Origin of the sequence: Streptomyces sp. V3I8, from assembly GCF_030817535.1 — a bacterium.
In the GTDB taxonomy this organism is placed as follows: Bacteria; Actinomycetota; Actinomycetes; order Streptomycetales; family Streptomycetaceae; genus Streptomyces.
Window position 1 is genome coordinate 7431811 of record NZ_JAUSZL010000002.1, and the last position, 20359, is coordinate 7452169.

Annotated in this window: 17 protein-coding genes and 4 pseudogenes; 8 read left to right on the plus strand and 13 right to left on the minus strand. The window is 67.7% G+C overall.

Translation table 11 applies throughout. The annotated features are described in order from the left end of the window. Positions 1 to 473: 473 nt before the first annotated feature. From QFZ75_RS32895 to QFZ75_RS32920, 5 genes and pseudogenes are all read right to left on the minus strand, one after another. Positions 474 to 1442 carry a TIGR01777 family oxidoreductase gene (locus QFZ75_RS32895; RefSeq protein WP_307542733.1) on the minus strand — a complete coding sequence of 323 codons (969 nt, stop codon included), beginning with the start codon at positions 1440 to 1442 and terminating at the stop codon, positions 474 to 476. Positions 1443 to 1618: 176 nt separating this feature from the next. Continuing rightward, positions 1619 to 1726 (minus strand): annotated as a pseudogene (locus QFZ75_RS32900) (ISAs1 family transposase); the annotation flags it as partial. Positions 1727 to 1927: 201 nt separating this feature from the next. Beyond that, positions 1928 to 2278 (minus strand): annotated as a pseudogene (locus tag QFZ75_RS32905) (transposase family protein); the annotation flags it as partial. Positions 2279 to 2803: 525 nt separating this feature from the next. Beyond that, positions 2804 to 3205: a nuclear transport factor 2 family protein gene (locus QFZ75_RS32915; protein WP_307542735.1), complete on the minus strand. Its 402-nt coding sequence runs from the start codon at positions 3203 to 3205 to the stop codon at positions 2804 to 2806. Beyond that, positions 3202 to 4200 (minus strand): NADP-dependent oxidoreductase, encoded by a 999-nt coding sequence (locus QFZ75_RS32920; RefSeq protein ID WP_307542737.1) that lies wholly within the window; start codon positions 4198 to 4200, stop codon positions 3202 to 3204. The genes QFZ75_RS32915 and QFZ75_RS32920 overlap by 4 nt, the downstream gene beginning before the upstream one ends. 128 nt (positions 4201 to 4328) lie before the next feature. On the opposite strand from QFZ75_RS32920, the gene QFZ75_RS32925 reads away from it, so the two are divergent. Continuing rightward, positions 4329 to 5204: a LysR family transcriptional regulator gene (locus QFZ75_RS32925; protein WP_307542739.1), complete on the plus strand. Its 876-nt coding sequence runs from the start codon at positions 4329 to 4331 to the stop codon at positions 5202 to 5204. Positions 5205 to 5404: 200 nt separating this feature from the next. Then, positions 5405 to 5622, plus strand: a pseudogene (locus QFZ75_RS32930) (transposase); the annotation flags it as partial. Positions 5623 to 5979: 357 nt separating this feature from the next. Here the strand turns inward: QFZ75_RS32930 and QFZ75_RS32935 are convergent. Next, positions 5980 to 6246 carry a hypothetical protein gene (locus QFZ75_RS32935; RefSeq protein ID WP_307542741.1) on the minus strand — a complete coding sequence of 89 codons (267 nt, stop codon included), beginning with the start codon at positions 6244 to 6246 and terminating at the stop codon, positions 5980 to 5982. Between the two features lie 341 nt (positions 6247 to 6587). Further along, on the minus strand, positions 6588 to 6758 hold the full coding sequence (locus QFZ75_RS32940; protein WP_307542743.1) for a hypothetical protein: 171 nt from the start codon (positions 6756 to 6758) through the stop codon (positions 6588 to 6590). Positions 6759 to 7155: 397 nt separating this feature from the next. Between QFZ75_RS32940 and QFZ75_RS32945 the strand changes: the two are divergent. After that, positions 7156 to 8326, plus strand: a pseudogene (locus QFZ75_RS32945) (serine hydrolase domain-containing protein). A gap of 70 nt (positions 8327 to 8396) precedes the next feature. After that, the gene (locus QFZ75_RS32950; protein ID WP_373465976.1) at positions 8397 to 8657 is read left to right on the plus strand and encodes a transposase; all 261 of its coding nucleotides are present in this window, start codon (positions 8397 to 8399) and stop codon (positions 8655 to 8657) included. 330 nt (positions 8658 to 8987) lie between these two features. On the opposite strand, the gene QFZ75_RS32960 is transcribed toward QFZ75_RS32950, so the two are convergent. Beyond that, positions 8988 to 9704 (minus strand): class I SAM-dependent methyltransferase, encoded by a 717-nt coding sequence (locus tag QFZ75_RS32960; protein ID WP_307542747.1) that lies wholly within the window; start codon positions 9702 to 9704, stop codon positions 8988 to 8990. Positions 9705 to 9778: 74 nt separating this feature from the next. On the opposite strand from QFZ75_RS32960, the gene ilvY reads away from it, so the two are divergent. Then, entirely contained in the window at positions 9779 to 10663 is an 885-nt protein-coding gene (gene ilvY, locus QFZ75_RS32965) for an HTH-type transcriptional activator IlvY (protein WP_307542748.1), read from the plus strand. Between the two features lie 363 nt (positions 10664 to 11026). Here ilvY and QFZ75_RS32970 read toward each other — a convergent pair whose 3' ends face one another. Continuing rightward, a complete protein-coding gene (locus QFZ75_RS32970) occupies positions 11027 to 11800 on the minus strand; it encodes a dienelactone hydrolase family protein (RefSeq protein WP_307542749.1) in 774 nt (257 codons plus the stop codon). A gap of 109 nt (positions 11801 to 11909) precedes the next feature. On the opposite strand from QFZ75_RS32970, the gene QFZ75_RS32975 reads away from it, so the two are divergent. Beyond that, positions 11910 to 12389, plus strand: a complete 480-nt coding sequence (locus QFZ75_RS32975; RefSeq protein WP_307542751.1) for a MarR family winged helix-turn-helix transcriptional regulator — start codon at positions 11910 to 11912, stop codon at positions 12387 to 12389. Between the two features lie 1097 nt (positions 12390 to 13486). On the opposite strand, the gene QFZ75_RS32985 is transcribed toward QFZ75_RS32975, so the two are convergent. Continuing rightward, complete coding sequence (locus tag QFZ75_RS32985; protein WP_307542753.1) at positions 13487 to 14281, minus strand: SDR family oxidoreductase; 795 nt, start codon at positions 14279 to 14281, stop codon at positions 13487 to 13489. An 857-nt stretch (positions 14282 to 15138) separates the two neighbouring features. On the opposite strand from QFZ75_RS32985, the gene QFZ75_RS32990 reads away from it, so the two are divergent. Beyond that, a complete protein-coding gene (locus tag QFZ75_RS32990; RefSeq protein WP_307542755.1) occupies positions 15139 to 15375 on the plus strand; it encodes a hypothetical protein in 237 nt (78 codons plus the stop codon). 466 nt (positions 15376 to 15841) lie between these two features. Here QFZ75_RS32990 and QFZ75_RS32995 read toward each other — a convergent pair whose 3' ends face one another. From QFZ75_RS32995 to QFZ75_RS33005, 3 genes are all read right to left on the minus strand, one after another. Further along, positions 15842 to 16921, minus strand: coding sequence for a kelch repeat-containing protein (locus QFZ75_RS32995; protein ID WP_307542757.1), 1080 nt, complete (start codon positions 16919 to 16921; stop codon positions 15842 to 15844). Positions 16922 to 18047: 1126 nt separating this feature from the next. Beyond that, the gene (locus QFZ75_RS33000; RefSeq protein ID WP_307542758.1) at positions 18048 to 18452 is read right to left on the minus strand and encodes an FKBP-type peptidyl-prolyl cis-trans isomerase; all 405 of its coding nucleotides are present in this window, start codon (positions 18450 to 18452) and stop codon (positions 18048 to 18050) included. A 7-nt stretch (positions 18453 to 18459) separates the two neighbouring features. Then, the gene (locus QFZ75_RS33005; protein WP_307542760.1) at positions 18460 to 18903 is read right to left on the minus strand and encodes a transposase family protein; all 444 of its coding nucleotides are present in this window, start codon (positions 18901 to 18903) and stop codon (positions 18460 to 18462) included. A 541-nt stretch (positions 18904 to 19444) separates the two neighbouring features. Between QFZ75_RS33005 and QFZ75_RS33010 the strand changes: the two genes are divergently transcribed. After that, on the plus strand, positions 19445 to 20053 hold the full coding sequence (locus tag QFZ75_RS33010; RefSeq protein WP_307542761.1) for a hypothetical protein: 609 nt from the start codon (positions 19445 to 19447) through the stop codon (positions 20051 to 20053). Positions 20054 to 20359 lie beyond the last annotated feature (306 nt).

Here is a 20359-nt window from a genome sequence, read left to right on the forward strand (position 1 = left end):
AGGACGTCCCGAACAAGCCGCCACCGACGCCGCCCGTGTCCTGGGCCACTTCATCCGCCACCGCGCCCCTAAAACCGCGCCGCCGTCCGACCCCGACGGCCCCTACCGCGGTCTGTACGCCGACCCGCTGCCCACCGAGCCGGACGCCGACGTACAAGAGGAGATCCGGTGGTCCTCCGACTACGGGGCCGGAGGGCAGGAGTGATCGGTATCTCTGGGCAACGGCAGGTGGCGTATGCAGGAAGCAGGAAGCAGGAAGCAGGAAGCAGGGAACAGTGGCGCAGCTCTGCCAGAACCACCGCTCGCACCCGCCAGGTGACCCAGGGCGGCGTCGTTCAGTGGGTCTGTACGGTTTGATTACGTGATGCCGAGGCTGGTCAGGGGGAGGGTGGTGTTGCGCGCATGGTGGCTGGTGCAGCACAGGCTGGCCAGGGACGACGGGGCGGCCAGATCGGCCGCCGACCCGGATCCGTTCACCGGCGTGTCGCGGAACCGCCTTCGGCCCGTTTGCGCACCCGACGCACCAGCTCATTCGCGGCCTGCGGCCACTGTGCGTACTGAAAGTCGAAGCCTGCCTGGGTCAGTCGGCCCGGGACGACACGGCGGCTCTTCAGCAGCAGTTCGGTGTCGGAACGCAGAGCGAACGCGCCGACCTCGGCCATCCACTTGGTCGCAGGGAGACCCACCGGTATACCCCACGCGGAGCGCAGGGTACGCATGAATGCGCGCTGCGGAAGGGGGTGGGGAGCCGCCAGGTTCACCGGCCCTGCGATGTCTTCCTTGTCGATCAAGAACTCCACCGCGCGCACGAAGTCGTGTTCGTGGATCCACGACACGTACTGTGCCCCACCGGCGATCGGGCCGCCGAGACCCAGGCGGGCCAGTCCCAGCAGGACGGCGAAGACCCCGCCGGGGTCCGGGCTCATCACCATGGCCGAGCGCAGAGCGACCTTGCGCGTGAGCGGCGTTTCGGCCTGCTGCTGAGCCTGCTCCCAGGCTTTGGCGATCTCGACGCTGTACGCCCAGTAGTCCGGCACGCCCGGTTCGGTACCGCCGATCACACCGGTGGCCTCGTCGTTGGGGGCGTCGATGCGGTGCGCGTACACCGTGGCGGTGCTCATCTGCAGCCAGACCCGGGGCGGTCGGGCAGCGCGAGCGATCGCGGCGCCCACGACCCGGGTGGAATCGACCCGAGAGTCCATCATTTCCTGCAGATTGGCCGGCGTGTATCGGCAACTCACAGTGCGTCCGGCCAGATTGATGACGATATCGCTGCCGTCCACCGCGGCCGTCCATGGCCCCAGGGTCTGACCGTCCCATTGGACCTCGCCCTCGCGCCTGGGGCGTCTGGTGAGAATCACGACCTCGTGGCCTGCGGCGTCGAGTGCGCGCTTCAGGACCGCGCCGACCTGGCCGGTGCCCCCAGGAATCACAATCTTCATCGGCTACCCCTCCTTCGTCTCGGGTGAGCCTAGACCAAAGAGTTGAACGTGTTCAAAACCATGTAGCGCAATCCACGATTTCAGTCAGCCTCGCCGTGCGGCACAGGGCGCTGGACGTCAGTTGGAGCGTTGTGCGGTTTGATCACGTGATGCCAGGGAGTGGTCAGGGGGCGGCTGGCCATGGCCCGAGGGGCGGTGCCGGTGCGCACGCGGGAGGCGTCCTCGGTCCAGGCGGTGTCACGTACGTGGTGGAGCTGGTTCTCGATGGACCAGCGCCGACGGGCGGTCATCGCGGCGAGCAGGTGGACCTGGGTGCCGTCGGAGCGGCGGGCGCCCCGCACCGTCTTGCCGTCCACGGCCAGGGAACAGCGGGGCCGTGAGAGCGGGTCCTGACCGGATGGCAAGCGGTCGGGATCGCGGGCAGCGAGCCAGGAGCCGATCGCTATGTCGAACGCGTCGCCGTCGATGCGTTGCAGGACCCGGCGCACGGTGGCCTCGGCCGGGGCGGTCGGGCCGCTGGGTTCGCGGAGTGGGCCGCCCAGCGCAGCAAGGACAGTCGGCGGCGCGTCTGCGGCCCACTTCGCGATCGCGGTCAGAGATCTCGTGCTGGTCAGGACAGCGCAAGCTGCCAGTACGAGAACGAAGGCGAGGGGATGGCGGCGGCCCTTGGACCGGCGCGGATCAGGCACCGCCGCGAGACACTTCAGCAGGCCGAGATGTTCCCCAGGTGCGGGGAGGCCGGGCAGCAACGAGCTGGCCCAGACCGGCAGGAACAGGTGACGATGAGCGACCAGGCACAGTCTTCCGTTGCGGTGATCAGGGACTCGACACCTCATGATCACCCGAGACCGTGCTTGCCTCAGTTACGGACCGATCCGCGGACATCGCAGCCAGTTCGGCTACCTGATTCGTCATCAAGTCGGACAGGGTGACTGAACGACGTCGCCCCGCCGGGTGACCGGGTAGCAGTCGGAGTCGTTCTCATTGGTGGAGTGCCGGTGTTCAAGAGTTGCGGTATTCGCCCGGAGTGTGAGCAGCCCCGCACCCGGCCCGGTCGAGTCAGCGGTGACAGGGCATACATACAGCTCTCGCCGCAGCAGGCACCGTCTGCGAAAACGCTGGGTCAGGCACACGATCCCGGATCCGAGGACCATAGGGCGAACACAACGGTCGTCGGCGCCTCGCAGGCCGCGGCACACATGGCGGGACTCGCCGTACTTGCTCCGCACGTCGAGGATCTGACCCCGCGACCGCCGGAACGGCCATCACCACTCCGGCTATCCCCGACTGTCTGCTCGATCTGTCAGAGGGCAGCCGAATGTCAGAGGGCAGCCGAACCTGCCGGCGTTCAGCAACGCGCCCTAAAAGGCGTTGTCCAGCGTCAGGGTGAGCTCGGCGATCCGCCACCCACCGTCGGACCGGCGCATGCCGAACATGTAGACCCCGGTCGAGATGATCTGGATGCTCTCGCCGGTGTTCCTCGTCTGCACCAGATAGGCCCGCACCTCAGCGGTGGTGGCGTCCGTCGTCGTGACCACGACATTGCCCAGGTGGTGCCGCACCCTTCCGGTCTGGGCCGTGTGCCCGTCACGGACGAAGTCGAGCACCGCCGCGCGTCCGGCGACCGGGCCGAGCACTCCCTGCCCGGGCATCGTGAAGGTCCAGGTGGTGTCTTCGGTCAGGACCGCTTCCAGCTCGGGCACATTCAGCTCGTCCAGGGCGTGGGCGTACTTCGCCACCGCCTGCTGGAGTTCGGCGATCACGAGACCACCGTCAGCACGATCTTGCCTTGGAGGTGGCCCTGCGCGGCTCGCGTGTGTGCGCTGCCCGCCTCGGGCAGCGGGTAGGTGCTGTCCACCCCGACCTGGAGCTTTCCCTCGTCGAACAGCCGCCCGATCTCGGCGAGTTGAGGACCGTTGGAACGTACCTGGATGTTCGAGACTGTGATGCCCAGACTCGCCGTCTCTTGCGGGTCGTACTCGGCGAAGAACACCGGAAGCATGGTGCCGCCGCGCTTGAGCACGGTCAGGAAGCGTGAGCTGTCCGGGCCCCCGACGGCGTCGATCACCAGGTCCACACCGCTGACCACGTCCGCGGCCTGCGTCCTGGTGTAGTCGATGAACTCATCGGCGCCGAGCTTGCGCAGGAACTGCTCGTGCCGGCCCGAGGCCACCGCGATGACGTGTGCCCCCTTCCATTTCGCAAGCTGCACCGCGAAGTGGCCCACTCCACCGGCGGCCCCGTTGACCAGCACGGTCATCCCCGGCGTGATCGGCACCGGCTGATGCACCTGGCCGGTGAAAGGGGACGGCACGTCGTGGCCGAGGTCAACCAGGTACTGCCAGGCCGTAAGCACGGCCATCGGCGCCCCAGCCGCCTGCACGTGGTCGATACCGGCCGGCTTGTGAGCCAGGTCCGAAGCCGGCGCGGCCACGTACTCGGCGTACGTCCGGCCGTCGAATCCGGGGAACCGCAGCATGCCGAAGACCTCGTCACCGACGGCGAACCTCGCCACGTCCGGAGCGACCGCCTCGACCACGCCCGACATGTCCGTTCCGGGGATCAGGGGGAACTCCAGCGCCGGCCTCATCTCGGCCGGCATGACCTTCATCCCCTCACGCAGATACCAGTCCGGCGGGTTGATGCCCGCCGCGTGCACCCGGACGAGCACCTCGCCCGGGCCGATCTCGGGAACCGGCACCTCGTCGTACCGCAGAACTTCCGGCCCGCCCGCTTCGTGGAACTGAATCGCCTTCATCGCGCCTGTCGCCTTCCTGACCCTGAGGAAAAGTTGCTCCTTCAGTCAAGGCCGAGGACGGTACGGCCGTCCAAGACCGGTTCGGCAACCCGCTCATTCCGAAACGGCATGACGCGTACGCTGGAAGGGTGAACGATCTCGGACAGGATCTGGAACTGCGGCTGGTGCGCTACTTCACCGTGGTGGCGGCGCACCAGCACTTCGGCCGGGCCGCCGCCGACTTGCACGTGGCCCAGCCGGCGTTGAGCCGCCAGATCCAACGGCTCGAGAAGCATCTCGGCGTACGGCTGCTGGACCGCACACCCCAGGGCACCCGGCTCACTCCGGCCGGCCAGAGCTTCCTCCCCAGGGCCCAAGCCCTGCTGCAGGCCGCCCGCCGAGCCGAGCTGGCCGTGCGTGGACAAGCCGAGACCGAACGAATCGCCATCGGCTACGTCGAAGACCTGGTGATCACCGCCGCCGTACGGGAACTGCGCCGTCGTCGTCCGGACGCCGAGATCGCCACCCGGTACCTGAGCTGCCGCGACGTCGGGGCGCTGTCCGACAAGCGCGTCGACGCCTTGATCGCGCGGGCCCCGCTGCCGTTCGCCGCCGACGACGTGTTCACCACCCCGCTGTACGAGGAGCCCCGGATGCTCGCGGTCCCGCGCGGCCATCCCCTGGCCGACCGCACGTCGGTGACCGCGGAAGAACTGGCCGGCGAGGAGGCGGCGCCGTGCGCGTTCGAGACCGCGGACTGGACTTCCTACCGGATCCTCGGGGCCGGCATGCCGCCGGTCGAGAGCTACGAGGACAAGCTCGAACTCGTCGCGAGTGGCAGGGCGATCGCCGTGCTACCGGTCGGCGATCGGCGTAGTTCACTGCGTCCCGACCTCGTCACCGTCCCGATCGAGGGCGCTCCTCCCAGCCAGGTCGTCCTGGTCAGCCGCAAGGGCGACCTGAATCCGATGATCAGGAATCTCCGGCTGGCGGCCAAGGCCGTCCTGACCGCCCCGGCAGCCTGACCGGGACCAGTCGACCCGCTCGTGGCGTGGCTGACGTGTTTGCTCGTTGATCTCGGTTGTGGCCTGGTGTTGTGCTGAACTTGTGCTGAGCGGTGGGTCTGTTCCTGGGTGGGGAGGGTAAATCCAACGGCGGATCCAACGATCATGGGAGAGACGTCAAGTGACTGACACCACGGTGGAGTTGGAGACCGTGGAGCCTGTCGGAAGGGCTGCAGTTGACCCGCCTGGTCAGCTGCTGCTGCAGTTGACCAGGCGGGTCTTGGAGTCTGCCCTGGAAGGTGAGATCACCGATCACCTCGACTACGAGAAGCACGAAGCTGCTGGCCGGGGCAGCGGCAACTCCCGCAACGGAGGCCGGGCCAAGTCCGTGCTGGCCGACGTCGGGCCGGTCGAGGTCAAAGTCCCGCGTGACGCCTCGGCGCCGTAAACGCCGTAAACCTCGGCTCACCTGGCCGAGGTTTCGGGAAGTGCTTCCGGCGGCGGCAGGAAAAGGACCTAGACAATCCTCATTCTTGCTGGTCGGAGGAAGTTTCTGCTTTCCGGCCGCCTCTCGGACAGCCCACTTCATGAAATCCCAGTCCACTTCATGAAAGCCCGAGGCTAAAGGCGATCTCCAGGCCATTCTTTTGGATCAGCCCGAATCCGCGGTGCCCGGCAAGACACCTCGCGACGTTGTCGCACGACCCGAATACACCTGTGCACAGGTCATACGCCGCCTTGCGATGTATCTCACCGGGCACCGCGGCCCGATCCGACACGATCCAGAAGAAACGCCTTATGCCAGCAGAGCGCCGAGGAGCATCCCGCCGATCAGGCCGACGGCGCTGACCACGAGGGCGGGCACGGCGAGTCGCTCGTGCCGGACGGTCTTGGCGATGATGGCCAGTATCAGGCCGATCACACCGAAGACGATCGGGAAGAAGATCAATGAGATCACGCCCAGCACCATCGCGATGATGCTCAGCACGTTGCCGGTCGCCGTGCCCTGCGGTGCGCCGTGGGGCTGCTGTCCGGTCGGGCGGTGGCCATACTGCGTTGTCATCCGTCTCTCCTTCGAGTGATTGCCCTCAGACCTGATCCGGCATGGACCGGACACCCTACGGTTGCCCGCGATTTCCTTTGAAACACCGCGACTTGAGGTCGCGGTCACGATGATCAGCATGGGTGCCGTACGGTTCTCGGTGCTGTGCATTGGCCCCATGGCTTCGGCCCCATAGCTTCGTACGGTCCCGCGTAGACGCTCGGGGCGACGCATGACTTCGTCTGCTCCCCGTACCTGCGGGGGACGGTCCCACCGAGCAGACCGGCCGTGGCCCGCCCGCCGCTCGACTGCTTTCCGCCCGCGGATAAGGTCCTTCGGCGTCGTACGCGTAGGACATCACTTCACCCCGCACCGCATTTCTGGTCAGTGCGGGAGGAAGAGCCGACGGTCAGGGCGCCGGTCTCGTCCATGCGGACCTGCTCGGCGAGCTGGGTCAGGATCTGCTCCAGCTGGAGGCCGGTGCGATCAGCGATCGCGCGCAGTCGGCGGCTGGTATCGGCATTCGGCCGCACTGCGTCTTCAGTTCATCGCGTGCGTCCTGCTGTTCCTTCTGCCACGCGGACTGCTGGGCCGGAGCCTCCGCCCGACGTTCTTCACGGTCACACGGCCACGCATTGCCCTGCCCGTCCGGCTCCGGACGGTGGACAGGCCGGCTCTGCCCACTCATCGAAGAGGCGACGCGTCGCCATTCGGCATGCCGGGCCACCCACTGCTCGGCAAGGTCTGCCCAGGGGGTAACCCCTAGCACCGCCCTGAGGGCAGCGCCTCGTACGTCGGGGGGAGAGCCGGATGGGCCGGTCCCTTCGTCGCTGGTGGGATGGTCGTCGACCTCCGGTTCCGGGGGTCAAACACCGGGGGCCACAGCCTGAGCGCTGAACACGCAGGCACCCCAACAGGACGGGGACCATCATGCAAGTGTCAGGAAGGCGTCGGCGGGGTCTGCTCGTCCTGAGCAGTCTGTGCGCGGTTCTCCTCGCCACGTCGGCCGGGACGGCGGCGGCGAGGCCGCCGCAGACCGATCCGCTCCAACGGCAGGTGGATGCGGTCCACGACAGCGGCGCCGTTGGTGTGTCCGCCGAGGCGACGTCACCGGACACACGTGACATCGCGCGCGGGGACGGCCGAGAGGGGTACCAGGAGGCCGATGCCACTGAACGGCAGATTTCGGATCGGCAGCGCCACCAAGACCTTCACCGCCACGGTCGTGCTGCAACTCGTCGGCGAGGGGCGAATGTCCCTGGAGGACACCGTCGAGCAGTGGCTTCCGGGAGTGGTTCAGGGCAACGGCAACGACGGCAGCCAGATCACCGTACGGCAGTTGCTGCAGCACACCAGCGGCATCCGTGACGACGGGCTGGAGATACCCGCGTTGAAAAGCGCGGACGGCTATCGAGCCGAGCGGTTCCGCACCTACACCCCCGAGGAGTTGGTGGGGCTGGCAATGCGGCACCTTCCCGCACCCTCCCCGAGCGCCGACTGGTCGTACTCCAACACCAACTACATTCTCGCCGCGATGATCACCCAAAAGGTGACCGGCCACAGTTGGGCACAGGAGGTGAACGACCGGATCATCCGCCCGCTGGGGCTGAGGGACACCAGCACGCCCGGCACCTTCCCGTTCATCCTGGGCCCGCACGCCGAGGGCTACGCGTTCGGCACCGGCACCGGCATCAGCACCGGCATCGATGTCACGGTGCTCAATTCGAGTATGGCGGTCGGCTCCGGATCGGTCATCAGCACCGTGCACGACCTGAACCGGTTCTACGCCGCGCTGCTCGGCGGCCGTCTGCTGGCTCCGGCGCAACTGGACGAGATGACGACCACCGTGAACGCGCCCGAGCTGGGTGTGAGGTATGGACTCGGTCTGGCCGAGATCCCGTTGTCCTGCGGCGGCAGCTACTTCGGTCACCGGGGCGAACTGCTCGGCTATATCACCTGGGCCGGCGCCACCCGAGACGGGACCCGGACCGCCGTGGTGTACGTCAACAGCGACGGCGGTCAGGACACCGAGCAGGCCATGATCACACTCCTGGACCAGGAACTGTGCCGGACCCGTTCCCAGTCCTCCAACCGATCCTGACCTTCATGTCGGTTGGGAGGCCTGCCGCTGGCAGCAGCAGGCATTGGCCCCGGCGCCCGTGTGACCAGCGGTGCCTGCCGCCGCCGGCCTGGACCACGGCGCGCGGTGGCGGACCGAGAAGCATCCACGCCGGACGATCTTCGACGCGATCCGGTACGTGTGCTCGGAGGACTGCTGGTGGCGGTCCCCGCCTGTGGACTTTCCGCCGTCCCCGACCGTCTATGGGTTCTTGCGGCGCTGGACCAAGTCCGGGGTGTGGGACGGCGGAAAACTGATCCACGGCCGCAAGAGACACCTGCTGACAGAGACACACGGCCTTCCCCGGACGTGATGGTTGCCTCTGCCGGTCTCCACGACAGCAAGCCGGCGAAGGAACTGCTGCAGGTTTCGTCGTCCTGCCCCGCAGACGGGTGGTCGAGCGCTCGTGGGCGTGGGCCATGCGCGCTCGACGCCTGCTCAGGGACCATGAATGACTGCTGCGAGCTCTGAGGCGATGCTCAACCTCGCGGCGATCGGACTGATGCTCCGACGCCTCACCCGCCGAACTGCCCACCCCACCGCTGCCCGTCCCCGGCCTGGCCGAGTTCTGCGAGCGGCCTGAACAGGTCGACCGGTCCATACACCGCCGGCGCGTCCGCGTCGGGCCTCGGGGTGGGCTTCGTTATCGGCGCAGGCAGTGGAATGCCGCGTGGGTGAGGCGGGGCGTGGCGCGGGAGACGATGTCGAATCCGGCTCTGTCCAGCATGCCTTCCATGATCCACGTATAGGTGGAGAACTCCTCGCGGACGTGGGCCTCGAAGTCGGCGCGGGTGAAGCCTTCCCCTTCGGGGCGGCCGGCGGTGTCGATCCATCGCTGCACCTGCGTGTCGGCGGTGACGGGCTCGAAACTGAAGACGACGTCCCAGAGGTAGAAGGTGCCGCCGGGGCGGAGCATGCCGGCGGCATTGAGGAGCGCCTGCTGTTTGAAGAAGTCGGGGAGCTGGTGCAGAGCCGACTTGGTGGTGAGCACGTCGGCGGGCTCCGTGCGGTGGTCGTAGTCCAGGAAGCCGGCCCGGTGCCACTGCGGCGCGACACCGAAGCTTTCGGCCCGCGCCCGGGCGAAGGCCAGCATCTCCTCGGAGACGTCGACGCCGTGTGCCTGGGCGCCGCGTCGCGCCGCCTGGACGACCAGCGAGCCGGTACCGCAGGCCAGGTCCACCAGCCGGCTGCCCTCGCCCACTTTCAGCCGGTCCAGCAGTGCGTCATCGGCGGCCGGATCGGTGCCCTGATTGCGGTCGTAGGCGGCGACCGCTGCTTTGCTGCCCAGGTCGATACCGGCCGGCGCGTACTCGGGAAACAGCCAGGCGGGGCGGGGCCGGGTGCTGTGGCTTGATGACATGCCTCGTTTGTAGGCTCCCGGCACGATGCGCGGCAACAGCAGCTTGCGCACTGCGGCGTTGCGGAAGGCGAAAGATGCAGGACCACGACCAGTACCGGCTCTTCCTTCACCTCGCCCAGACACTGAGCTTCACCCGCACCGCGGCCGACTGCCATGTCAGCCCGGCCACCTTGTCCCGCACCGTCCAGCGGCTGGAGAGCGCGGTTGGGCACCGGTTACTGGACCGTGGCCCGCACGGCGTGGCCCTGACCGGACACGGCCGCCGTTTCCTGCACTATGCCTCTCAAGCTCTCAAGTTGTGGGACCGCTACCACGACCAGGACGCCGCCGGCGACGACCTCGGCGGACACCTGCGGGTGTTCGCTTCCGTCACCGCCTGCCAGAGTCTGCTGCCCGACCTGCTCGCCCCGATCCGTATCGCGCATCCCCGCGTGCGTATCTCCGTACGCACCGGCGACGCCGCATCCGCCCTCGCCCTCCTGGACTACGGCGAAGCCGAACTCGCCGTCGCCGCCCTCCCCGCCCGCATCCCCGTCACCCTGCTGACCCGGCAGATCACCCGCACCCCTCTTCTCCTCATCCAGACCGCCCCCGCCCCACCGACAGGCCAACTACCCGCTCCCGGGCAACCCTTCGTCCTGCCACGACAAGGACCCGTCCGTACGGCAGCCGACCAGTGGTTCAAAAGCCTCCGCCACACCCCCCGCATCGCCGCCGAACCCGACGGCCACGAAGCCCTGCTCACCCTGGTCGCTCTGGGCTACGGCACCGGCATCATCCCCGGCCTCGTCCTCCAGCACAGCAGCATCCGCTCCCGGTTCCACCAGGTGCCCACCCCCTCCAGCCCCGGAGAACTCTCCATCGGCGTGTGCGTCCGACGCACTGACCTGCACCGACCCCTGGTCGCCGCAGCCTGGGCAGCAGCACAACAAATCCAAGAACACAGATCTGACATGTAGGCCTCGGAAGCAGGTTCTCAGCGGTGGAAGATGTCGCCGAAAGAGGCATCAGGCGGGTGTGGCCGGCACCGGGGGCGGACGCCTTCGAACGCCGGCTCGCCGAGCGCCTGGAAGGACTCGCGCCCGGCATCGGCGCGGAGGCCGAGCGCTGGACCCGGACCCTGTACGACGGCGACCCTCACAACCTGCCCCGGCGGCAGGGCACGGTCCGGCTCTGCCTCAGCCATGTCCGACCGGCGCTGCTGGAGTGGTCGAACCGATACGACCGCTTGCGGGAAGTCACCCGCGACGATGTCCTCACCCGGGACCCGGGTCAAAAAACCGCACGGCCACCACCGCCGCGACCAACTCGTCGCCTTGCGCTTACTTTTCGGGGAACTGAGGGAGCCGCGGCGGCACGGGTTTCAGTCCGCCCAAGGTGAGGTCGAGGAGGGGGAGCAGGTGGTCCCAGTGGCGCTGCCGTGCGGAAGGGTTGAAGGCGTCGGTGTCGGACATGGTGAAGCCGTGGACGGTGCCGGGGTAGATCTCGGATGTGTATCGGACACCTGCGGCGTCCAGGGCCTGGTTGAGCTCGCCGAGGGCCTCGGGCGTCATATCGGTTTCGGCGTGGCCGAGGTGGACCTGGGCGGTGATCCCGGCGAAGGCGTCGGGCCCGTCCGCGCCCACGGGGCCGTGGAATGCGGCGAGGGCGGCCACTTGGCCGGGGTGGGCCGCGGCGGCGCGCATCGCCAGGAGGCCGCCTATGCAGTAGCCGGTCACCGCGACCGGTCCGGCGCTGACCTCGGGCTGGGTGGTGAGGAACCTGAGGTAGGCGGCGGCGTCGCGCAGGACGCGTTCGGCGGTGTGCGCCTCGATCAAGGGCATCAACTGGGCCATGAGCGCGGGCCGGACGTCTTCTCCGATGTGCTCGGGAAGTTCGATCAGCGGTGCCGGGCCGTGCCGGTAGAAGAGGTTGGGGACGAGCACGTAGTACCCGTGCCCGGCCAGTTCGCGGGCCATCTCCCGCAGTACGGGCCGGATGCCGAAACCGTCTGCATACATCAGCACCCCCGGGTGCCGCTCGCCGTGGTCGGGGAAGGCGGCGAAGGCGTCGGCCTGGCCGTCTGCGGTGGGGATCTGCAGTGCTTGGGTGGGCAAGAGCTTCCTTCTTCGGAGTTCGCTCGACAAACGTTTGTCGCGCTAACGTTTTCGGCGCGAGTGAACGTACATCGTTAGTCTGACTAACGCAATGGACAGGATGGGCGTCATGATCAGAGCCGAAGCCGCGGACGTGCCCGACGACGCGCTCAAGACACCCGGCAGGCTGCGTCGGCGGGCGAGCCGACTGTTGTCGCAGCTGACCACGCGGTCGGACCGGCTGATCACCGAGGGGCTGGCCCGGGCCGATGCCCGCAAGTGGCACTACGCCGTGCTCGCCTCGCTGCAGGAGCACGGGCCGACCAGCCAGGCGGGGCTGAGCAGACGCTCAGGCATCTACCGCAGTGACATGGTCGGCGTACTCAACGAACTGGCCGAGCGTGACCTCGTCGAGCGGGTGCCGGATCCCGATGACCGGCGCCGCAACATCATCACGATCTCTGCCCGAGGCCGCCGTCACCTACGCCGCCTCGACAAGGTCCTGGACGACCTCCATGACGAACTGCTCGCACCGCTGAGTCCGGCCGAACGCGACCAGTTCGTGCGGTTGCTCACCCGCTTGCTGGACCATCACACCCGGACCTCCTGACCCCGCATCCCTGCCGACCCCACGGATACACCCAACTGATATACGCGGACCGACCCGCGAGTTCCCGCTGAACGAGCTTCAGTTCCGCTGAACCCACGGGCCTCCCGGGGTCTGAGGAACATTCGTGTCAGACCGTGCGCCAGGTGTTCGTCGGCCCTGGTGGGCGGCTGACGGAGTGTCGCCCGCGAGGCCGGTCTGAAATCGGTCCACGGACAAAGCCCTATTGTCTGCGGTTGTCTGTGGTTGTCTGTGGGAGATGGGATCGCCACCTGCGGCGACGTCTTCGGGCCCGTGACATGAAGCGGCTCTGTCGTCTGCGGCAAAGGGGAGGCGGTGCCTGTCGTCCTGCGTCTGCCGGCCGGGAAAGCTCTGACCATCCGGCCGGCGGCGGCCGTCTTTCTCGACTCCCCCGGCAACCCGAACACCCTGCGGAACCAGGGCCCGTCTTCAAAGTGATCTTGTCCGGAGCGGGGATATGACCGGTGAGACCGCGGGTTCGTAGGAATCGGCGTCTGGGCGGGGGAGGGATTACCTGGGCCGGCACCGTCTACCGGGGAGAAGCCGCAGACGGCGAGGTCACCCGGGACTGCGGCTATGTCGTCAGAGCGCCGAACCCCCTCAACCCGAGCAGGCGCGTCGTACTCATCGGCGGCTGGTCCGCCTACGGCACAGTGGCCGCGGCCCGCTGGCCGGCAGAAGAGGGCGCCAGCCGCTCGTTGGACGCCGATGTCGCCGTGCTCGTAGAAGCCTCGGTCCTACGCGACGGCCACGTATCCGCGCCTCGCGTTCTACGCCTGGCAGGCCTCCACCTGTGAGCTGCTGCATCGCTGATTTGAGAGGGGCCCTTACGAGCTCGTGCCTGGCCCCGGCACCGACGGCTCGGCGGCGAGGGCGTGACGTCGGCACGAACTGATGCCGTTCGTGCCGCAACGGACCGATCTCAGCGATGAGTTCAGCGATCACGTCGGGCGTCAGCCCGGTGATCCGCCGGCTGCGGATGACTGCTGCACGCGCCCGGTTCCCCGCCACACGGATCATGATCAACTATCAGGGTTGCGACGCGTTACCGCCAACCATGCACGAGCTCGCTGGGCGGCCTACGCGGTTGTGGCGATGCCGCCGTCGACGGGGATCACGGCGCCCGTCAGGTATGCGCCTGCCCGGCTGGCGAGGAACACGGTGACACCCGCCATGTCGTCGTCGCGGCCGATCCGGCGTAGTGGGGCCGACGCCTCGATCGCTTCGCCGAACTCATCGAGGGTTGCAGCCATCATCGTCGACGGGAACGGTCCCGGCGCCACGGCGTTCACGGTGACGTGCTGCGGTCCTAGTTCCTTGGCGAGCACTCTGGTGAGTTGATGCAGCGCGGCCTTGCTGCTGGAGTACGAGTAGTTGGGCCGCTGGGGGATGTGGATGGCGGCGATGCTGCCGATGTTGATGATCCGTGCCGGATCGTCGGCGGTGCCCGCCCTGCGAAGTGTCGGCAGCAGCGCCTGGACCAGCCAGAACGGCGACTTCAGGTTGAGGTCGACGACCGTGTCCCAGGCCGCGTCCGGGAACGTCGCCAGCGGCTCGTCCCATAGGGCGCCCGCGTTGTTGACGAGGATGTCGAGACGCTCCGAGTCGGCGGTGACGAGGTCGGACAGTCGCCGGCACTCGTCGTGGCGGGACAGGTCGGCGGGGATGGCCCGCACCTCACCGAATGTGGACAGCTCTTCCTGCGCCTGAGCGCACGCTTCTGCGTTGCGTGAGCTGATGACCACGCGGGCGCCCGCCTGGAGAAGGCCACGCGCGATCATCATCCCGATGCCTCTGGTACCACCGGTGACGAGCGCGCGCTTTCCACGCAGGTCGAAAAGTTCTGCATGCGTCGTGAATTTGTTGTCTGCCACTTTTCGCTTACCGCTTTTCTCGTTGGTCGTGCGGGATGATGCGTCGACGCGTCGGGTGTTCGGTTCGGCTGTCGGTTTTTTAGTCACGACTTTGCCGGGGTTGTGGTGGCTGACGGTGGAAGAAACTCATGCCCATGCGGCCGAGCCCGAGCCCGAGCCCGAGCCCGAGCCCGAGCCCGAGCCCGAGAGTCGAGACGTCGGGGTTTTTTCTGGTTTGCGTTATTGCATTGGAGATGCTTCTGGGGTGTCGGTCGTCCGACTCCCACTTATTCGTGTTTGGCCGGCAGTCGGTACAGAAGTCAGACAGCCTTCCGGGGCACCGGCGAGACCTTGGTGATACCGGCATGTCCTCAACGCTATGGCCTTGGCGTGCACTTCAAGCAAGCGGAACAGGTAGGGAATCGGCAGGGTGCTCCCACGGGGCGGCGGCCGCACCCCTGGGTGCTGTTGAGCCGCGGGGCCGTGCGGGCACGGCCCCGACTGCCTGGGCGTCGCTGTGCGACATGAGCCCCTGCCCGACGAGCAGGAGGCCGTCCGTGACGCTGCCGGCATCATCGCGGAGTGCAACGTCCGGATGGATAAGCAGGCCCGGGCGTACGGAGAGGGCCATTGCTGATTCGGACCAAGGACTCATGTTGCCCCTGGCGCTTCACCCTCATCAGTAGAGGTATCAGGAAATTCCTCTTGTCTTGTCGTGCCACGGAACCGAGCGCCTGCTGGCCAAAGTGCGGAACTGTATTCGCGTCTCCGTCAATAGCACTCGGTCGTAGATGTCATTGACCATGCCAAACAGTGCGGTCGTCGAGAAAACGCCGAATAGAGATGCAGGGCTGTGCAGGATGGCTGCTGTGTCTTGCATGTCACCGGAACTGACCGCGGACCAGGTCATGGGTGTGATTGCGGCGTGGGAAGCGGCGTGGGCCGATGACAGCGGCGCGCTGGTCGCTCTGATGCGTGGCGGGCAGGGAGAGCAGTCGTCGGCGGTGCTGGTGGCTCAGTACAGCGCCGGCAGAGTGCAGAGCATGCTGCTGGTCGTTACCGGCATCGCAGGTATGGACGGAGCCGACCGGCAAAGAGCGCTGGCCGAGTTGTGACAGGGCCTCGTTTCCCACATGACCACGACGGCGTTGCGCATGATGTCCGGCTGGGCCCGCAACGCGGACAACGACATCCCAGCCACCCGTGACCTCGCCCGCCACGTTCTGCAGGCGATTTCGTCCTTCACCGCGGACGGCGACGACCTGGAGCAGGTGCGGGCCCTGTTTGCCCACCCGCGAGCGATGCCGGCTCGCCGCAGAACGGTCGCAGCGTGCCGTGCACGCACTGCCCGACGCCACCGCCCGGCCGGGCCCCGGCCTGAGCACCCGGTAACCCCTGGCCGCTGCCCCGCCGGGCGGCACCGTCCCGTCGACCGGCCGTCGGACACCGCGGCTCGTCGACCGGCGCCTCACTGCAGAGCGGCCACCGTTCTCCGCGTATCAACTCGACGTCACCCGGTCGGCCGCCCCCCACCGCGCCCACGTGTGTGCGGGTCGGCGCGGGCCCGGTGGGTTCTTGCCGTCAGCGCGGGATGGTCAGTTCCAACGTGTCGGCACTCGCTCCTCCTCCGCAGCTGGGTGAACCGGCGACGAAGTACGCGCGGTTACCGATCTGCGCCGCGCCGAACCCATGACGGCTGCCCGGCAGCGCCGTGACGGCACTCCACCGGTCGGTTCGCGGGTCGTAGACGGTGACGTCGTCGAACGTGTCGGTGCTGCTTCCCGGCCTGCATTCGCCACCCGCGTAGACGAGGCGTCCGTCAAGGACGACCGCCGCGCCGGCGGACCGGGCGGTGGACAGCGGCGCCGCCCGGACCCAACGCCGGCGGCGGACGTCGTACACGTCGTGGCGGGTGAGGTTGTCGTCGACGTCCTCGACCCGACCGCCCACGACATGGATGAGGTCACCGAGAACTGCCACGCCGGCGTGGTCCCTTCCCTCGACCGGCAGGGGTTCGGCCGTGACGTAGGTGTTGCGCCGTGGGTCGAAGACGTAATGGGTACGCACGATGCCGTACCCCAGCGAGAACGGCGACCCCTGCGGGGTGACGACCCGGTGGGAGTCTCGGCCGCCGAGCAGGTGCAGGCGTCCGTCGACGGCCGCCACTGCGATCGATCCGAGTGCCACCGGCATCTCGGGGAGACGGTCCCATACGTCACGGCGCGGGTCGTAGACGTACGCGTCCCGCTGCGGATTCATGTGGACAGGGCTGGTGAACCCGCCGAAGACGTACAGCCGGCCGTCCAGCGCGGCCACACCGGCGTGTGTGAGCGGCTTGGGCAGCGGGGCGTGGCTGGACCACCTGTCCTGCCTGGGGTCGTAACTGTGCACCTCGGTTGTCGCCCACACCGGGGTTTCGTCGCCCTTTTGCACGGTGCCGCCCACGACATACATCCGCCCGCCGACCGCGGCCACCCCGACCTCGGCCCGCTTGACCGGCAGCGGACTGCGCGCGCGCCACAGCCCCCGGGGCGTCGGTCCTGCCGAGGGCTCCGCCGCCTCTGCCGAGGGCTGCCGGGACAGGGCGGACACGCCTGCCACTGCCAGCCCGCCGGACACCACGGCTTTGAAGATATTGCGCCGCTGCCTGTTGAACTCCATGGCTACTTACCTTTCCTGTGCGAAAGCACCGGGTACGGCGTCCGCCGTCGCGCGTCACGCCGGTTGTCCGCCGGCGGTGCAAGGGCTGACACATCCGAACGCTGGGCGGCGAGTCCGCTGTCCAGCACACCTGCCGACGTCAACCGGGCACGTGGTGCTGCGATTTGACCGCCCGGCGAAGCTGCCTGTCCAAGACCTTTTGGGCTTCCTCGATACCCCATCGGTATCGGGGGCCGTTCCATTCCATCTGCCCAGCGGACGCAAGAGGTTTCTGCCGACCCTGCTCCTTGTCCGGCTGAGCTGTCCGGGGGCGGGCAGACACAGCTGCCGGCCCGGCTGCATGAAGACATCGGCGTGGAAGACGGTGCCGTCGGACATCGCGCGGCCGTCGTTGATGCGGGCGACGGTCCGCCAGGCCGGACCGTCGCCCGGTCGGCACTCAGCGACGCTCCACAGACTTTCCACCGGTCGCATGTCCCGTACCGCGTACAGCGGCTCGTGCACGGCGGCGGGCATCGACGCCCGCTCGGCGGCGGCGTGGGCAGTGGCGTCGGCAGCCACTGTGATGGGGGAGGCAGCCGCCGCAGCCAGGGCGCTGCAGGCGGGAAGCCGGACCAGGACGCTGCCGATCGGCACGGCAGCTGCACGGTGGGCAGAGCGCGTGGTGTGCGGCGTGCGGCGGGCCGCCCTCGTAGCCGTGCAGGGATTCGCTGTCCGCCGGTGGTTCGATGCCGAGGGTCCTCAGAGGTACTGCTGCGCGGTCATCAGCTGCTGGTTGGCGTGGATGCCTGGTCCATCTCAAGCAGCCGCGACTGTCCGGGCTGGGGCGAAACCCGGCTGCTCCGGCGGACGTCCTGGTCCGCCTGACCAGGCATGCGGCCGGTCGCCACAGGCTAGTGACGCACAGGGGACCGCTTCCGGACACGGTGGTCGAGGCACTGCTGACACACGGCGGCAGGGATTCGGCGGTGCTCCTGCACGGAAGCCGGGTCTCCCCGGCGACACATCGAGATTGCATCCCGCCTGACCGAGCACGTCCTCCTGGCCCTCGCGGTCCCGGCCGTCCGCAACCGGGGCAAACGCTGAGCCCGTCCACCCGGCACGAAGCGACCGGTGCACCCGAGCGCTAGGCGTTGCTCCACCCGGCTGTGCTGCCATACAAGTCCAGCAGGTCCACCACGAAGAGGAGGGTCGAGCCCGCCGGGATCAACGGTGATGGCGACTGATTGCCGTAGCCGAGACGTGGGGGAACGATGATCTCGCGTCGACCGCCGACCTTCATCCCCTTCACCCCACGGTCCCAGCCCTTGATGACCCTGCCACTGCCCAGGGCGAACTTGAACGGCTGGTCCCGGTCCCAGGAGGCATCGAACTCCTTCCCGGACTCGAAGACCACCCCGACGTAGTGGACCCTGACCACCATGCCCGACTTCACCTCGGCCCCGTCCCCGACGACCAGGTCCCGGACGGTCAACTCGGTAGGCGCGTCACCCTCCGGAACGCTGATCTCGGGCTTCGTCAGTTCACTCATCGCACCCTCATCGCTCGCCGTCGAATGCCCTCCGTGCGGGCCGCCCGGACACATGGCACCGCGTGCGGCAGGTGGACACGCTACCGGGAGGGCCGGATCCGTCCCGCCCGACGGTCACTTCCCACGGTGCCGCCGGAACCAGTGGGTCGACGGCCGTGCCGAGCCGTTCGAGCAGGGCCGGCGGTGCGTCGGCCACCTGTTCACTCACCGCGTGCAGGGATCGAGCTCCGGCGAGGACCGCGCGGGCCGTCAGTGTCAGGAGTGTCAGGAGAGGGTGCCGTACTCCCCGCGGATTCCGCGGGTCCGGGACCTGCGCGAGGCGTTCCAGCAGATCCGGAAGATTGCTCCCGGACACCTCCGGATGCGGTCCGAGCTGTTCCGCGGTCCGAGCTGTTCCAAGGCAGGGGGACCAGAGATGACGCGTCGGCAGACACAGGCAGTCCAAGGTCACAGAGAGTGGAGAACTCCATGATCGCGGACGTCCGTTCCTGCTGTGTACCGAACCCCGCCCGACCTGAGGAGACGTCGGTAACCGAGCGTCAGCCGACTACGCCGAAGTCCTGGCCGAAGAGGGTGCGGTAGTACGCGACTTCCGGTTCGCGCTTTATCCAGATGCCGCCGGTGGGGGGCTCCGTTGTTGCGTTGTCGAACCATCCGGCTGGTTTCCTCTGCGCTCTTCGAGATGCACGAAGAATGGTTCGCCGTACCGAGCCGCCACCTCCCTGAAGGTGATATGGGTGATATCTGCCGTAAGCTCTTTTTGGTTCCTCCGTGCTATCCGACGCACCGAGCCGCAACCGTCAGTTGAGCCGCCACACCATGACGAGGGACACCGCCTGGCGGATGCGTGTTCCCGACCGATTGGCACTCGCTCCGGTACCCTCCCGTGCGGTCACCGGAGGCCATGTAACCAGCGATTACTGGGCAGTTGACCTCAGGGTTTCGTGGTAGCGTCCTTGTTCGCAGGGACAGCGCAACCTGAAAGGGAAATCGTGAACACGGAGAAGATCGTCGCTCGCCGCCTCTCGCTGGAAGAGGTGACGAAGCTCGGCGTGAAGGACAGGCTCTTCGTTTCCGCCGACACGTCAGAACTCAAGATTCCCGACTGCTATGTTTCTGCTTTTCTGACCAGGTCCGGTGAGGATTTCGAGGGCGGCTCGGTCACGGTGAGAACCGTATTCCAGGAAGAGGTTTCCTGCCTTCCTGACGGCGAGGACGAAGCCGGAATCTACGTGGCCGACGAAAACGGCTCGGTGACCATCGAGGTCCTCCAGTCCGCCGGTGTCGTGCTGGACCTGGCGCTTTTCGTCCCGGGTGGAGACAGGGGGGCCCTCACGGCCCTTTACGCTGCGGCCCGGCAGGCGTTCGGCGCCGACATCGTGCAGATCTGGCGCCAGGGCCTCAAGGAGGTTCCCGACGTGAAGGTCGACATCTTCGAGGAGCAGATTCCGCGGGGACGCAAGGGAGGCGACAGCCCCAAGCGTGACCGTCGCGCGATCGACACCTACCCCACCCGTGCGGACTTCATCGAGTTCTCCGAGGGGTGGAAGCCGGTCGTTGAGATTCACCGGCCGATCGTTGACGACACCCCGACGATCTGAGGCGGCGTTACCTCGCGTTCTCGGCCTGAGGAAATGCCGAGAACGCATACGCCGGACCCGGTCGTTCCCCGAGCGGCCCGGGGAGCCGTCGGAAAACAACTCACGAACGCCGAAGCGCCGTTCCACCCGATGACCTCACGAGACAGTCCGTCTGACCAAGATCAAAGCTGGAAGTCACTCTGCGACAGCCCTCGGGGCTTCGACGTGGTCGAGTGACGTCCACTTCATGCTCAGGCCGGGCCGAGGAGGCGTGAGGGGGCCTCACCCCGGTTCCCGGCGTTGTGGGTCGCGGGAAGCCTCGCCGAC